The 14,802-nt window shown below is 60.1% G+C and carries 10 protein-coding genes; 6 read left to right on the forward strand and 4 right to left on the reverse strand.

The window, feature by feature from the left end; genetic code table 11:
* The first annotated feature begins 6 nt into the window (after positions 1-6).
* Genes HNP48_RS07625 through HNP48_RS07640 form a run of 4 tightly spaced genes read left to right on the forward strand, consistent with a single transcriptional unit; the run spans position 7 to position 8,812 of the window.
* Positions 7-672: a 4Fe-4S cluster-binding domain-containing protein gene (locus tag HNP48_RS07625; RefSeq protein WP_184856277.1), complete on the forward strand. Its 666-nt coding sequence runs from the start codon at positions 7-9 to the stop codon at positions 670-672.
* On the forward strand, positions 653-6,940 hold the full coding sequence (locus HNP48_RS07630; RefSeq protein WP_184856278.1) for an AAA domain-containing protein: 6,288 nt from the start codon (positions 653-655) through the stop codon (positions 6,938-6,940). The genes HNP48_RS07625 and HNP48_RS07630 overlap by 20 nt, the downstream gene beginning before the upstream one ends.
* Positions 6,937-8,301: a hypothetical protein gene (locus HNP48_RS07635; protein WP_184856279.1), complete on the forward strand. Its 1,365-nt coding sequence runs from the start codon at positions 6,937-6,939 to the stop codon at positions 8,299-8,301. The genes HNP48_RS07630 and HNP48_RS07635 overlap by 4 nt, the downstream gene beginning before the upstream one ends.
* A 40-nt stretch (positions 8,302-8,341) precedes the next feature.
* Complete coding sequence (locus tag HNP48_RS07640) at positions 8,342-8,812, forward strand: hypothetical protein (protein ID WP_184856280.1); 471 nt, start codon at positions 8,342-8,344, stop codon at positions 8,810-8,812.
* A gap of 581 nt (positions 8,813-9,393) precedes the next feature.
* Here HNP48_RS07640 and HNP48_RS07645 read toward each other — a convergent pair.
* Genes HNP48_RS07645 through HNP48_RS07655 form a run of 3 tightly spaced genes read right to left on the reverse strand, consistent with a single transcriptional unit; the run spans position 9,394 to position 12,366 of the window.
* Positions 9,394-10,224: a hypothetical protein gene (locus tag HNP48_RS07645; RefSeq protein WP_184856281.1), complete on the reverse strand. Its 831-nt coding sequence runs from the start codon at positions 10,222-10,224 to the stop codon at positions 9,394-9,396.
* A gap of 52 nt (positions 10,225-10,276) precedes the next feature.
* Positions 10,277-11,323, reverse strand: coding sequence for a dienelactone hydrolase family protein (locus tag HNP48_RS07650; protein WP_184856282.1), 1,047 nt, complete (start codon positions 11,321-11,323; stop codon positions 10,277-10,279).
* Positions 11,320-12,366 (reverse strand): dienelactone hydrolase family protein, encoded by a 1,047-nt coding sequence (locus HNP48_RS07655; RefSeq protein ID WP_184856283.1) that lies wholly within the window; start codon positions 12,364-12,366, stop codon positions 11,320-11,322. Before HNP48_RS07655 ends, HNP48_RS07650 begins: the two co-directional genes overlap by 4 nt.
* A gap of 252 nt (positions 12,367-12,618) precedes the next feature.
* On the opposite strand from HNP48_RS07655, the gene radC reads away from it, so the two are divergent.
* Positions 12,619-13,086 (forward strand): RadC family protein, encoded by a 468-nt coding sequence (gene radC, locus HNP48_RS07660; RefSeq protein WP_184856284.1) that lies wholly within the window; start codon positions 12,619-12,621, stop codon positions 13,084-13,086.
* On the opposite strand, the gene HNP48_RS35155 is transcribed toward radC, so the two are convergent.
* Positions 13,029-13,568: a hypothetical protein gene (locus HNP48_RS35155; protein ID WP_221480113.1), complete on the reverse strand. Its 540-nt coding sequence runs from the start codon at positions 13,566-13,568 to the stop codon at positions 13,029-13,031. The two genes, radC and HNP48_RS35155, sit on opposite strands and share 58 nt — an antisense overlap.
* A gap of 172 nt (positions 13,569-13,740) precedes the next feature.
* On the opposite strand from HNP48_RS35155, the gene HNP48_RS07670 reads away from it, so the two are divergent.
* A complete protein-coding gene (locus HNP48_RS07670; RefSeq protein WP_184856286.1) occupies positions 13,741-14,754 on the forward strand; it encodes a DUF932 domain-containing protein in 1,014 nt (337 codons plus the stop codon).
* Positions 14,755-14,802: the final 48 nt, after the last annotated feature.

Consider the following 14,802-nt stretch of genomic DNA (forward strand, 5'->3'; position numbering starts at 1 on the left):
ACAGCGGTGAAGATCGCCCTATCCCGCCTGCATTTTCCGGTGACCACATTGGGGCCAGGCCGGCGCATCGGTATCTGGTTCCAGGGCTGCTCCATTCGGTGTCCAGGGTGTGTCTCGGCAGACACCTGGGCAGAAGGGCGAGGGACTACGACGGTCGACTCTGTTGTCGACGCGGTGGAACCTTGGCTGCTCGAGGCCGATGGGATCACCATCTCGGGCGGAGAGCCCTTTGACCAGGCGCAGGCTCTTCAGGCTTTGTTGCAGGCGTTGCCACGTTCTTCATCCCAAGACATTCTGGTGTTTTCTGGGCACCCTTTCGAGACGCTGACGAATGAACCATCGGTAAGCACCGGATGCATTGATGCACTCATCTCCGACCCTTTCCTCGATGGCACGCCTCAAACCCTTCCGCTTCGAGGTAGCGACAACCAACGACTGCATCTGCTGACCGATCTGGGCAAGCAAAGGTTTGCTCGCTACCAGACACCTCTTGAGGCCGACCTGCGCAGTCTCGACGTCATGTTCGACGATGACGGGAGCGTCTGGCTGGCTGGCATCCCCAGACAAGGCGACATGCATCGCCTGGGCGCACTCCTGGACCATCAAGGCCACAAAATCCACACCACCGCTGCACCGAGTCGAGAACCCCGACATGATTCGCTTCTGCCCTAATTGCAAGACCGAGCGTCCACTGACCGAGCTGTTCTGCGAAGGTACCCTTTCGGGATCCTCGTGCGAATGGTCCTTGTCCGACGAGCCCATTCGCAACGAGGGCTGGCGCCCGACGGTGATCACGACGGAAACAGAGCAGACACCTGTACAACCAGCAGTCGACCAGCATTGCGTCAATGGCCATGCCATGGCAGAGGACGACTTTATCTGCCTTTCTTGCGGCGCCGATCGCGTCGCCAGTGCCCCGCCATCCGCTGCACCGGTCCCGCCCACCGAAGAAGTCCAGCTTCAAAACACCACGTCCTCGATTGAAGGCTGGCGGCTGATTCGACAACTGAGTTCGACCCCCAGGGTCAGGGATCGTTACATCGCACAGCACGAAGGCAGCGGAGACACAGGGGTGTTGACGCTCTACCACCACGGAGCGGAGCCGGACACAGCTGTGTATGAGGTGCTGCGGCGCTTGCCGCATGACCACGTTCCCAGGTTACTGGCAACGGGCCGCTGGGACGATCGCGCCTATGAGGTTTCCGAGGAACTCACGGGCGGCGCACTGAGCGATCTGGGCATCGTAGCCACTGACTTGGAGGCGATCCGACACATCGTCTCCGAGGTGGGCAAAGCGCTTCACGCCTTCTCAGAGGTGGGCTTGCGGCACCGGGACATTCGCCCGGCCACATTGCTCGTTCGCAACCGGGATCCTCTGGACCTGGTGGTGGGTGCTTTCGGCTCGGCCCGCCTTTCCGAGTTCGATTTGGACATCGTCTCGCCACTGGAAGTCACCCGCTACATGGCCCCCGAAGTCGTGGCTGGAGGCGTTGCGGCCGCATCCGATTGGTGGAGCTTGGGAATGGTGCTGCTAGAGCAGGTCACCAAAGGTGCGTGCTTTGAAGGAATCAACGACCACGCATTCCTGATCCACGTTCTGGCCAATGGCGTTCCACTGCCCGAGGACCTTCCGCCGTCCCTGGATCTCCTTTTCCGCGGATTGCTCGCACGTGATCGGCTCAAGCGCTGGCAGTGGGAACAAGCGCGTGCCTGGCTGAATGATGAGCCGGTAGAGGCAGAGCCACGCGAGTCGGCTGTGGGAGCAAACGAGAATTCGGCCGCCTCGTTGGACCTCAATGGACGGCGCCATCGGATGCCAGGGCAATTCGCGCTGGCAGCAGCTGAGGCTTCCAACTGGGATCAAGCACGCGACCACCTGGTGCGCGGAGCCATTGCAACCAGTGCGCAGGAAGCCAGTGTTCAGCCCCGGCAACTGGCGGCACTGCGGCAGATCACACAGAACGATGCGATCGATGACGACTTCAAGCTGATGCTTGCGCTCAAGGTCTTGAACGCTGAGATGCCGTTGATCCACCGCGGTCACATCGTCACTCCCCGCTGGCTGCTGGATCATCCGCTGGAAGGTTACGAGCTGATCAGCGGGACGATACCAACATTCTTGGAGCGGCTCGACACCGAAAGCTGGATCCTTCGCCTGAAAACGCGAAGCGAGGCGGTGCGCAGGCGGGCCAAGAACCTTTCGATTGAAATCGATGAAGACTCGCTGAGGATCTACGTGCTGACGACGTCCAAGGCAAAGCTGGCAGCAGCCTGGGAGGAACGGCGCCGCTTGTTTCCTGATACGCCTCACAGTGGACTGCAGAGCATCGCTGAGAAGTCCGCCATTAGCGAAGAAGATCTCATCGTGCTGCTGTCAGCAACGCTGGGCTCCATGACGTCGCTGGAGCAGGTCATTGGCGAATCGCGGCAGTTGGCAGCTCAAGCAGGACTGCGTACGTTCAATGAAGAGGACGCCAGCGCCCACGCCCTGCTTCCTCGTCTGGAACTCTCCCATCGACTGAATGAACGGATCGCCGGCTTCGCGACATGCCCCTACCCCATACTGAACGAATGGGCAGAAGACTTCCGGATCGAGCGTCGCATCGCCCTGCCTCGGGCGCTGGCCCTGATGTCGGTACCAGCTGCCGAATGGGCAGCGCCGCAGAAGCAACAGTACATCTCTCAAATCCTTGAGTTCTTCGAGAAGCGTGTTGCCGGTGCAGTTCTGCGTGGCCCCCTGGTGCGAATGACCATTGGGACCAGCACTGCGCGGGTGGACCTCCATGAGCTGGGCACGGCCCGCGCGCCCGCAGCGGCCATGCTGGACCATCTGCTGCTTCGCAATCAACAATCCGTCAGCGTCGATCCCGCCGCGTTTGGAGGCGAAGGCTCGACCGAGTACCGACTTCAAAGCTTGGCGCGGCATACCACGCTGTACCGCCGCGACACGGGCATTGATGGCCTTTACCTTGGCTTCCCGTTCCTTCTGGCCCAGGATGGGCGCGCATCGACACGCACGCGGATAGCACCGGTCCTGCTCTGGCCCATCCAGCTCAAGCACGAAGTCGGGTCCCGTGGCATCGCTTCGCTGGCCTTTGATGGTGATCGCGAAGAGGTGCGGCTCAATCCTGCATTAGAGGCCATCCTTGGGCCGGAGAAGGCCAAGCAATGGCGCCAAGCCGCGGAGGAACTGCTAAGCCGTTCAGCATTCGATGCGGCTGACGTGATGGACATGTTCGGGCAGTTGAGTGATCCCCGCTCACGGGCACTGCGCGCCCTCCCCCGACCCTCTACCAGCCTGACGGCACGAACCACAGCACTGGAATGCTCTGCGGTTCTGTTTCACGTCACCTTCATGGGCCAGGCCATCGGCGAGGATCTGAGAAACCTGAAAGGCTTTTCGCCTGCAGGCACCGGACTGGAGACGGCACTCCGACTGCGGTCCAATGGCAAGCCAGAGGAACAGCAAGCTGTCGTTCCCCAGGGTCAGCACAGAGAGCTGGATCGATTCTTCACGGTGTCCAGCGATCCATCCCAGGAAGCTGCCGTCCTGCAGGCACGCAATGGTCCTGGACTGCTGATCGAAGGGCCCCCAGGCACCGGTAAGAGCCAGACCATCGTGAACATCGTTGGCGACGCCATAGGTCGCCAAAAGAGCCTGTTGATCGTTTGCCAAAAGCACGCCGCGTTGGAAGTCGTGCAAAAGCGCCTGGTCGCAGAAGGCTTGGGTGACCGAATCGTGATGGTCAACGACGTCAACAGCGACCGGGGACCGATCATCAAAGCGGTACGTGAACAGCTGGAGGCGCTTCATCGACGAGGTGCGGATCCACTGGTCAGCGTCAGGCGCAAGCGGGAAGATACAGCGGCACGCATTGAGTCGTTGGAGGGTGAGCTCGACAGGCATCACACCGCGCTGCACCGCGTGGACGAGCAAACCGGTCTGAGCTACCGAACGCTGTTAGGTGAGCTGATTGCTTTGGAGACACCAGAAGCTCCCCTGGATATCCCGGCCTTGCGCACCCCGCTGCAAAGCCTGAGCACCGGTGCGCTGGCAGCCCTTGAGGAGGAGATCGCGCCCATCGCCAGGCTCTGGCTGCCGGCCCGTTACGAAGGAAGTGCCCTGTCCAGCCTGCTTCCATTCGCTGCGGACAAGGCCACGCAAGCGGATTTCATGGAGTCCTTTGGCAAGTTCCAGCAAGCCGAGAAGCTGAGAACGGAAGTTCTGTTGACACGGCCCAGCGCCTTTGAGGTGGAGGACCCTGGTCCTCACCGGACATGGCTTGCCGCCTATGGACAGCAGTTTCTGGATCTGCCCGATTTTCAACGTGGGTTGCTGGCGAAATGGCTTCCCCTATTTCGACCTGATGGCACCAACACGCGTGGTGGCCGACTGATTGCAGAGCTTCAAGACGTCTCCGCACAGCTCAAGTCGATTGCGAGCCTTCACCACGACAAAACGCTGTCTAAGCAATTGAGCAAGGTCACTGACGCTGAGATCACAACGCTGATCAACAACGGCACCGAAGCCACGTCCCCTGCCGCCTGGTGGCAGATCTTCAACCTTGGCCGGCACATGCGAAAGAGCCAGGTACAGAAGTACCTGAAAGCCCAGGGTGAAGCGACATCCAACCAACGAATTGAAGAACTGGTCCGGGCGGCCCAGCTTGAGCTGCAGTGGCGGCCACTTCGCTTGCGACTGAGCAAGTTGCATCAAGAGCTGCAGCTTCCGGCCATTGCACCGGATGCAGGGCCCTCTCTCCTGTCGGACTCAGGCGCCACACTGCAGGTAGTCACCAAAGTCGCGGAGCTCGCGAAACATCTCGCCGCAGCGCCATGGGCTGACAAGTTGGATGCGGCGGCGCTGCAAGCCTCACGAGATGCCATTCTGAAGATGTATGCCAGCTTTGACGCAGCGTTCGCTCGGTTCGAAGTTCGGATGGCCAGTGCGCAGGCGCTCAAAGGGCTTGTGAGCTGGATGGAGGACACCTGGATCAAGTCGTGCGGCGAAGCGATTGCCAGGAACGAACCCAACCAGGCCCGTCTGGAGACGATCTCCAATGCACTGCCATCCTTGGCGCACTATCAACTGTTCAGAGGCCGCGCTCAACGACTGAGCCCGGTCGCGATGTCGACGCTGGGGCTGCTGCGGACCAAAGAACAACTGCTCGATGCCATGCACCCCACATTGCTGGAACGCGAGGTGCGCAGGCTGCTCAATCGGGAAGCCCGCCTGGGTTGGAAGCGCCGGCTGGAGCAAGCCGATCCTGACTTGCATCTTGAGCATGCGGAGATCGACATCAAGGTCGCAAGCCTGGCCGCGCTTGACCAGGAGATGCGTGCGCTCAACCGCCAATTGCTCAAGGACGATTTTGACGTCGCAAACATCCGGCCTGTGGCCGACTGGGAGGACATCACACGACTCACAGGTCAGCGTGCCCGTCGCCTTCGCGAGTTCATCGAACTGGGTGCCCCACTCGGGCTCATGAAGCTGCGGCCCATCTGGCTGATGAATCCGGATGTTGCCAGCCGTGTTCTTCCGCTGAAGGCCGCGCTCTTCGATTCCGTGATCTATGACGAGGCCTCCCAGATGCCGGTAGAGCACGCGCTCCCCACACTCTTCCGTGGCGGGGTGAGCATCGTGAGCGGCGATGAAAAGCAAATGCCACCGACCGCATTCTTCTCCAGCAAAGTGGAGAGCGACGAGGCAGAGGCCTTCGATGGCGAAATGCCCAATGAAGACGCGTCCGAAGAAGAGCGCGACGCCTTCGAAGAAACCTGGAACCGTCGAGAGATCAAGGACTGCCCGGATCTCCTCCAGCTCTCACGGAGCAACTTGCCCAACTCGACCCTGCAGATTCACTATCGTTCCGCCTACAGGGAGCTCATCGGCTATTCCAATGCATGCTTCTATGGGAACCACCTCAGTGTGCCTGTACGGCACCCAGAGGCCACCGTCCGGCAGGCACGCCCCATCGAGGTCATTCAAGTCAACACGGTCTACCAAGACCAGACCAACCCCGGCGAAGCCCAGCGGGTCGTGGAAGTGCTGGCAGAGCTCTGGAAACAGCCGGCCCTGGAAAGGCCCTCGGTGGGGGTCGTGACCTTCAACCGCAAGCAGGCTGACCTGGTGGAGGATCTCCTGGAACAACGTGCGGAACTGGATCCTGAGTTCCGAGAGGCCTACAGGCAGGAGTCCGAGCGGGTGGAGGCAGGTGAGGACATGGGTGTTTTCGTCAAGAACGTGGAAAACGTCCAGGGAGACGAACGAGACATCATCGTGTTCTCGTCGACCTTTGGCCGCAACAGCCAGGGCACCTTCCGACGCAGCTTCGGTGTGTTGGGACAAAAGGGGGGCGAGCGACGCCTGAACGTTGCGGTGACACGGGCTCGTCGGAAAATCATCCTGATCACGTCTATGCCTGTCCCAGAAGTCTCCGACTTGCTCAACACACATCGCCCACCGTCCACGCCCCGCGATTTCTTGCAAGGCTATCTCGAATACGCGCGCTCGGTTTCAAGTGCCGAGTTCAACAGTTCGCGCGCACTGCTCCAGCGCATGATGGTGCGCCGCGATGGCCGGGCGGCTCAACAGGCGCAGTCCTCAGAGGACGGCTTCAGCGAATCGGTCGCGGAATTCATTGCCGGCCTGGGATGGCGCGTCGTGAAGTCGCCGGACCAAGACGCCTTCGGTCTGGACTTCGCCATTGAAGACCCACAGACGGGACTGTTCGCGATCGGTATCGAGTGCGATGCGCCACGCCACGGTCTACTTGCCAGCGCACGGGCCCGTGAGGTCTGGCGTCCGAGCGTCTTGCGCCGTGCGATCCCCAAGCTCCACCGTGTTTCATCCTACGCGTGGTACCACGCACCTGAAGACGAGCGCCAGCGGCTACGCGAGGCAATTGAATCGGTGTTAAAGACCAAGGAGGCTGCATGAGTGGTCCCAAAGTAGTTCGCGTCGTCACGCGTGAAGAACGCATTGACACCTGCGAGACCTTGCTCCGTCAACTCGACGCTGCAATCTCATCCCTGAAGAAGACGGCCAAGCGATTCGATGACACCAAAGCCCATGGGATTGCCGAGATGACCCAGCGTCGCTCCGCGCTACGCGAACTGGTCGCCAACGACAGATTCGACGAGGCGGAGCAAGGCATCCGGCAGGAGATCGCGTTCTATCAGGCAGAGAAGGAGCAGGCGATCATGCGCGCCACCCAGGCCGCCACCAGCGCACGCGCAAAGTCCTCAAGGCAACGGATCGCAGCACAGATGCTGCTTGAGAAAGTCGCGCAACTGGCCCAAGGCGAGCACCAAGGGAAGCTTGATCAACTGCGGGCCATTGCGAAGACGGAGAGCCACACTGATGAGGCCGATCGCGTGCTTGCAGCGGCCACACGGCTGGTCACGGCGGCGGTCAGCCGCGGAGCATCGCTTTTATCGAATCAGCAAGCACTGGCCAATGCGCTCAAAGGAACTGAAGTTGCGAGTGGTCCTGACGGAGCATGGCGCGTGCCGGTGACGCAGGATCAGCGACTGGTGGCGCTGCAGGAGCGTCTTTCCCAGATCGAAGTACTCAGGGACCACGAATCCGCCTCGCAGTTCTCTTCTCGGCTCATGCAGCTGGAAACGGAGCCTGATTCACCAGCTCGAAGCATGCGCATTGACGCGCTAGTGCTCGATGTGGTGTCTGCGGCCGAAGCAATCAAAGCTGATGCCGAGCTCTTCTCCAATGCAGATCTTCTTTTGAGCGAACTTGCCACAACGATGACTGGTGAGGAAGAGAAGGCATTGCAGGCGCGACTCAGCGAAGCGCTGGAGTCCCGCAATGTTCAACAGGTTCGAGAGCTCACAACGGACGCCACGGAAGCAATTGCTCAAGCGCGTAGGCGCGTAGCTGCTACCGCCCGTCGAGATGCAATTCTGTCTGGCTTGGCCTCACTTGGGTACCAGGTGAACGAGTCCATGGCGACCTCATGGGTCGAACAAGGCCGGGTTGTGCTGCAAAAACCTGGGCAAGCAACGCACGGATTGGAGATAGCGAGCCCGGCTGATGCGCAGCGACTACAACTTCGGGCCGTTGCGTTTTCTGAATCTCGGCCCAGTTCTTCTGATCTGGCGGCAGAAACCGCCTGGTGTGGCGAGTTCGGAAAGCTTCAAACGCTTCTTGCCCAGCAGTCTTCGCAGCTGATCCTTGAGAAGGCACTACCGGTTGGGGTTGTGCCTTTGAAAGTCGTTCAGTCAACAAGCCTGGGCTCAACGCAGGCCACAGAATTCCGCCAGTCGGTGAGTAGGCACCGGTAGTAGCGATCACCATCCATCCACAGGTTCCTCTGAAGACTACATGACTCCATCTCTTCCAGTTCCAACCGACAACATCTACAAGTTCTCGGCGCTGTTCGGGCTTGCACTCGTGGTTTCAGGCATCTTTGCATTCACGACCGTCTACACGTCCTCGCTGGAGAAGAAGATCAAGTACACAGAAGCGATGATCGGGCTCGAAGCCAGAACGACGCGAACCAAGCTCGAGGACGATACGTTGGCGTTTAACAGAAGACTGGTAGAAGTCACCCAGTCCAATGAAATGGCGGCTAACTACGCCCTCGGCGGATTGATAGCACTGGGACTTGTACTCAGTTTCTACGGTGCGCTTCGTTGGCATCAGGTCATCCAGCCCCGTGATGACGAAATCGCAAGGCTTCAGAAAGAGAAGCTAGAGGCTGAAATTGCGAAGCTCCAGACAGAGGCAGATCGTTCGGTATCACAGCAACCACCACCACCAAGCGCGACACGCCGATCAAACAAGAAGCCGTGAGCGTCGGATGTTCAGAGACTATTTCAAGGAATTGGCGACCAGCGGCCGCTTAATGTCATGCGACCATTGAGTGACATGGGTGATGCAGCCGTAGTGCGACACGACAATGACGGCATCCTTCCTCAAACCACTTCTGCGCTGTCTTCACCTATGGATGGCCTGCAAAGCCTCCCCGCCTGATCCTCCTCAGCGTCAGGCCAAACATCCAAGACAATGGCGCCATGGATCAATACACCCTGGGACTTGACCCATTGCCCAAGAAGGCCCACAAGGAAGTCTTCCTCAATGTGGATCCTCTAACCTTTTAGAGTGCAATCGAGATCGGCACAAATTTTCGCCGTAAGGCATCGGCATTTTCGACTCGCCCTTCGCGAACGTGAACGCTGTGTGTCGCTCGGCCACTTAGAGCACGAGTTCCTCAGAGTGCCAGCAACGGCAGTAGCAGCTCTTTGGTCAATGAGACTGCGGCAATCGGATCACGATGGGGCACTGCTCCGGCAATAGGGTATTTATCGTGCCTACCAGCGTACCGAGCAAACCGCATCAGCGGGCGGTGAGCTTTTTCTCGCAGGGTTGGCAATCTATTGCTCCAAGCCACTCCCGTTGCGGATTCGATCCACAGCGCCAGGAGGTGGATTGCCGTTCTCATCAAAGCTCGCAATCAGTCTCTCGATCTTCGCGTCGTACTTGCTTTTCGCCTGTGCGAGATCTTCGGCATTGCTCCTCTGCACGAGCACCGTAACCAAGGGCGTGAGGACTACCATGACAGCGAGCCAAATGCCGATAGCGACCCCGAGGGAGATGGGCACAGCAAGGACAGCCACGGCGAGCACACATCCGACGCCCAGGATGACTGGTCCTGGACCCATGCTGCTGAGCGGACGCATTGGCATCAGTTCGTGCGCACGTGCTTCAAGTATGGTCCGTTCACGCAGAGTCTCTGCCTGTTGGCGTTGCTCCTCAAGATCAGCTTCGCTGGCGGGCTCTTGTTCGACAAATGCCAGCAGCCAGTGATACGCGCGCTGATCCGAAATGATGGCGTGCAGCGCGTAGCCATCGTGGAATTCAAGCTTGACTGTTAAGTCAGTGCTCCTGGTCTCTACGGCAGAAGAAGTCGCCTTTGTGGTCTTGCCACCTGTGGTGGCACCGATCAGAGCTCCTGTGCCACCACCCACAATCCCTCCAACAACGGCTCGCCCAAGCACTCCTGACGCATCAGAAGTCGTCGTGGCATGAGTGGCGCTGGTAGTGACGGAGGTGCTTGAGTCCAGCAGCAGATGCACGTTGACTAGCTGGTCTAGCCGGTGACCGTTCAATGTGAAGGGACCGTGCGTCTCATAAAGCCGCGAAAAAGTGAAGACGGCGCCGGCTGCTCGGCCAAGAGGATGAATCGTCGTGTTGTAGTCTGTCATCTACTCGTTCTTTCTCTTCCGCTAGCGATCAAGACAGAACATGCCTCGAGCTTCATGGCGCGTTCTTCAGAAATTCCATTGTGTCCCGCACAGCTTCGGCCTGAATCGCCTTCGCATCTCCGCCTCCGCGTGATCCTGGCACCATCGCCTGGCACTCGTTGACCGCCGCCGTGAACTCCGCGCCGGTCGCCAAAGGCCGCTTCTTCTTAAAGTCGTACACGCTGTTGCCCAACCCGCTGCCTGCCTTCATGGTCATGTACAACTCCATGTCGCAATTCTTGGAACTGGTGGTGCGCGGGTTGACGCGGTAGGTGAAGTTCAGCGTGTCAAAAGCATGGCGCGCTCCCTTGAATTCCTTGTAGCGGATGTTGTTGCCTTTGGCGATCAGTTCGTCGTACCAGCGACGGCACACCGCCACGTCCTGGGCTTCTTCCAGCTCGCGGTCAGCGAGCAAGACCAAGATGGGCGCAGTCGCCTTCTCGCGGTCATCGGAGCGGTAGCGGATGTTGCAGTTGCCGGGGTAGAACACCACATGTCCAGCGAACTTCACAGTGCTGGTATTAACCGGGTCAGACCATGTGGGCCAGGCAGTGTCGAATGCCGTGCTGCCGCCCCGAGAGAATCCGATGTTAAAAATGCGCGCCGCATCGATCTGTGGGTGGGTCACCAGCATACGCAGTGCGTTCATCGTGTCGGCCACATGGGCGGGATAGGGCACCAGTTCTTGATTGGAATTGGTCTCCACCACGCCCCGAGGCTTGTAGCTGTCGGCTATCAGTACCGCATAGCCTGCGGCATTCAACTCTTTGGCCCACACGTCGTAGAGATTGCTCTCCACGCCGCCGCTGCCGTGGCTCAGCACCACCGCCGGCACCTTGGCATCTTTAGCGAGGCCCTTGGGCATCAACAACTCGGCGGGAATCGTTGCCGCTGTCGTGCCGGCAAGCAACTGACGGGCGTAGAGATGCCGGTTCGGTGGAGTGATGGACTCGTACTCGAACCGCCCTGTCTGGCCGCTGCTGAGGTCTTTCAAGGGTGCGGCCGGACTCAGCACTGGGAGCATGGCCAAGACCAGCGCAAATATCAGTCGGATGCTCATTTAGAAGCCCCCAGGAAAGTCAGAACGTCCTGCACTGCCTTCTCACGGGCCTTCTCGTTACTCTCCACCGTGATCCAAGAGGTCTGCTTGCACTTCTCCAGATAGGAACTCCACTCTTTGTGATCGGTGAAGGTTTTGCCTGAGTACTTGTCATGGGCCGGGCCCCAGCTAGGATCGTTTGCACCGTACGGCATGCGCACATCGAACGAGCAGCCATTGAAGTTGCCCTCGTTGAACTTCCTCCATGGCTGGTTGAGCCGATCAAACACATGCGTCGCGCCAGCGTAGACCTTGTAGCTCACAGGCAGCCCGGCCGCGGCGTATTCGTCGGCCAGTTCCATGCAGGGCTTGGGCAGGGTCATGTCGTCCTTCTCCCCCAGCAACATCAGGATGGGGGCCGGAAGCTTGCTGTGCTTGTCTACGCGATAGCGCATGTTGCAGCCCGGGTAGACAGCCACGCCACCAGCCCACTTCACATCGACCGGAACGACGTGTTGTTGGTAGGTTGGCCAGGCCGCATCCAAAAGGGCCTGCCCACCCCTTGACCAACCCATGTGGAAGATCTTGCTGCGATCGATTTGCGGGTGTGTCGCAAGCAACTTGAGCGCATAGAGGGCATCTGTCGTGTTGGCCATAGTGTTCCAGGTCAACTGCTTCGTAGTTCCCGTCACGCGGTCTTCGCCTCGGGGCTTGAAGCTGTCCACAACGAAGACGGCATAGCCGGCGTTGTTGAGTGCCTTGGCCCAGACGTCGAAGTACAGGCTGCTCACACCCTCGCTGCCGTGAGAAAACACCACCGCAGGCACCTTGCCCTCGACTTTCGGCGACGGCATCAGCAAATCACCGAACACCGTCACCTCCGGGCCCAGGTTGCCCCGAATCAGCGCCCAGCGATGGGCAGGGGTGGCCGATGTGAACTCGATACGGCCCGTTTGGGCGCCACTCAGATCGGCAAGTGGAGCCGCAGCGGCGATCTGCCCCCATCCAACGGCGAGTGCGGCAGCGGCAATCAGTCTGCGTCCGATGGTTGTCGTTCTTTTCATTCCGTCCCGCTCCGTTTGTAGTGATGGTTTTGGCCGCAGAAATCGTAACGTATTGTGTCCATTTCGACCTACGACATATGGGTGAGTACGGGTGCCGGCTCAGCTCGAGAAATATGCGATTTAAAAGAATCTCAGACATATATCACCCAAGCGAGTCATACCCAGGCTTTTCCCTGATCTGACGTCACCCCCCCTCTACCCAGCCCCGGTTCCCTCGCACCGGGGCTTTTTGCTTTCTGGAGCCCCATACCCATGTCCATCCCTTGCATCACCCCCTACACCCGCCCTGCCCTCGTCCAGCAAGCGCTGGATCTCATCGCCTGCAAGGCAACGCCTGGCACCTCGCCGATCCTGTCCTGCCCTGCAGCCGTGCGTGACTACCTGCGCCTGCTGCTGGGAGATCGCCCGCACGAAGTCTTTACGGTCGTGTTCCTGGACTCCCAGCACCAGGTCATCTGCGTTGAAGAGATGTTTCGCGGCACCTTGACCCAGACCTCGGTGTATCCACGCGAGATCGTGATCGCGGCCCTCTCTCGCAACGCGGCAGCGGTCATCCTGGCCCACAACCACCCGAGCGGCCACTGCGAGCCGTCGCAGGCCGACCAGGTCATGACACAGACGCTCAAGGCGGCCCTGGCCATGGTGGAGGTGCGCGTTCTGGATCACTTCGTGGTCACCCGCTCCACGCTCGTGAGCTTTGCGGAGCGCGGTCTGCTGTAGCAGGAGGTCGGTGCTCTTGGTTTCTTTGCACCCGTCCTTCTTTCACCCCGGGTCTTCGTGCCCATTCTTTCTGGAGATTTCCCATGGTCTTTTGTCCCCATTGTTCTTCCACCCGCATCGTCGGCCGACACATCGCCCGCAGTGCCGGCGGTGTCGTTGGCACCGTGGCGGGTGCAGCCGGTGGTGCAGCAAGCGCTCTTCGCGGTGCCCAGGCGGGTGCAGCGGTGGGTGCCCTTGCCGGCCCGGCTGGCAGCCTGCTGGGCACCGTTGCCGGTGCCGCCCTTGGCGTACTGCTGGGCGGTGCTGTCGGCTGCGAGATCGGTACTGCGGTTGGCGACGTTGTCGACGAGAACTTGCTCGACAACCTGGAGTGCGTTTCCTGCGGCCACCACTTTCACATCCGGCCTGACTGAACCAGGTTCTTTCCTGCGGTTGGAGCCCTGGCCAACGCTGATGGCATCTCGACTTCGTACGTCGGCCATCCGGATCCTGCGGATCCCTGTCTCGCTTTTCTCCTTCCCCCGTCCCCTCCCTTCCCTCTGAACACGGTGTTGCTGCCCTCACTGGTGGCGGCTTTGCCGTGGGCGGTTGGTTTTGGGGGTTTGGTCTTTCCCTTTCTGTTCTTTCTTCTTCAACCTTCAAGGAGCACTTTCAATGGCACACCTTCTCCAATCCATGGCCTATGTCGGCGAGACCCCATGGCACAACCTCGGGCAAAAGCTCGAGCCCAAGCAACCCATCGAAGTCTGGGCCCGCGAAGCAGGCATGGACTGGACCATCCGGTCCTCCCCCGTGCGCTACATGGCCTCGGACGCCGAGTGCCAATCGGTGTTTTCAACCCTCATGGGCGATTTCATGGAGTTTCCGGAGCAGCATGTGCTGTACCGCAGCGATACCAAGGCACCCCTGTCCGTGGTATCTGGGCGCTACCAGGTGGTCCAGCCCCGCGAAGTGCTGGAGTTCTACCGGGATCTGACCGAGGTCTCTGGATACGAGCTGGAGACCGCGGGTGTCCTGAAGGCCGGCCGCAAGTTCTGGGCCCTGGCCCGCACGGGCAAGGAGTCGGCCCTCAAGGGCAATGACGTGGTCAAGGGCTATCTGCTTTTGGCCACGTCGTGCGATGGATCCTTGGCCACCACGGCCACACCGACCACCGTGCGGGTGGTCTGCAACAACACCCTGTCCATCGCCCTGCAAGGCACGACCAGCGCGATCAAGGTTCCTCACAGCAGGAGCTTTGACGCGCAGGCGGTCAAGCAGCAGCTGGGGATTGCGGTGTCGCAATGGGATGGCTTCATGGTCCGCATGAAGGCGCTGTCCGAGCGCAAGGTCAAGGCCAAGGAGGTGGAGAACTTCTTCCTCAAGGTCTTGTGCCCCACCGAGTCGGAAGCGACCACCCTGTCCAAGGGGCCTGGTGGTGCCTCGACCGGCATGGTCAACGAGCGGGCCCTGCGCAAGGTGCAGAGCCTGTTCGAGGGCCATGGCCGCGGCGCTGAGCTCTCGGCGGCCAAAGGTACGGCCTGGGGTCTTCTGTGCGCCGTGACCGAGTTCGTGGACCACGAGCGCCGGGCACGGAGCCAGGAGTACCGGTTGGACAGTGCCTGGTTTGGCCAGGGGGCCACCATCAAGCAGCGGGCGCTGGACAAGGCGTTGCAGCTGGCGTCGTGAGCTGCCCGTTCATCTCAGCCTCTGGGCTGTTCTTCAATTCACCTCTTC

The organism is Acidovorax soli (genome assembly GCF_014207955.1).
GTDB lineage: Bacteria > Pseudomonadota > Gammaproteobacteria > Burkholderiales > Burkholderiaceae_C > Acidovorax > Acidovorax soli_A.

Excerpts from the sequence above, each read along its gene's own strand:
- HNP48_RS07645 (WP_184856281.1), bottom strand. The coding sequence starts at position 10,224 with ATGACAGACTACAACACGACGATTCATCCTCTTGGCCGAGCAGCCGGC.
- HNP48_RS07630 (WP_184856278.1), top strand. The coding sequence starts at position 653 with ATGATTCGCTTCTGCCCTAATTGCAAGACCGAGCGTCCACTGACCGAG.
- HNP48_RS07635 (WP_184856279.1), top strand. The coding sequence starts at position 6,937 with ATGAGTGGTCCCAAAGTAGTTCGCGTCGTCACGCGTGAAGAACGCATT.
- HNP48_RS07655 (WP_184856283.1), bottom strand. The coding sequence starts at position 12,366 with ATGAAAAGAACGACAACCATCGGACGCAGACTGATTGCCGCTGCCGCA.
- HNP48_RS07670 (WP_184856286.1), top strand. The coding sequence starts at position 13,741 with ATGGCACACCTTCTCCAATCCATGGCCTATGTCGGCGAGACCCCATGG.
- radC (WP_184856284.1), top strand. The coding sequence starts at position 12,619 with ATGTCCATCCCTTGCATCACCCCCTACACCCGCCCTGCCCTCGTCCAG.
- HNP48_RS07640 (WP_184856280.1), top strand. The coding sequence starts at position 8,342 with ATGACTCCATCTCTTCCAGTTCCAACCGACAACATCTACAAGTTCTCG.
- HNP48_RS35155 (WP_221480113.1), bottom strand. The coding sequence starts at position 13,568 with ATGGCCGACGTACGAAGTCGAGATGCCATCAGCGTTGGCCAGGGCTCC.
- HNP48_RS07650 (WP_184856282.1), bottom strand. The coding sequence starts at position 11,323 with ATGAGCATCCGACTGATATTTGCGCTGGTCTTGGCCATGCTCCCAGTG.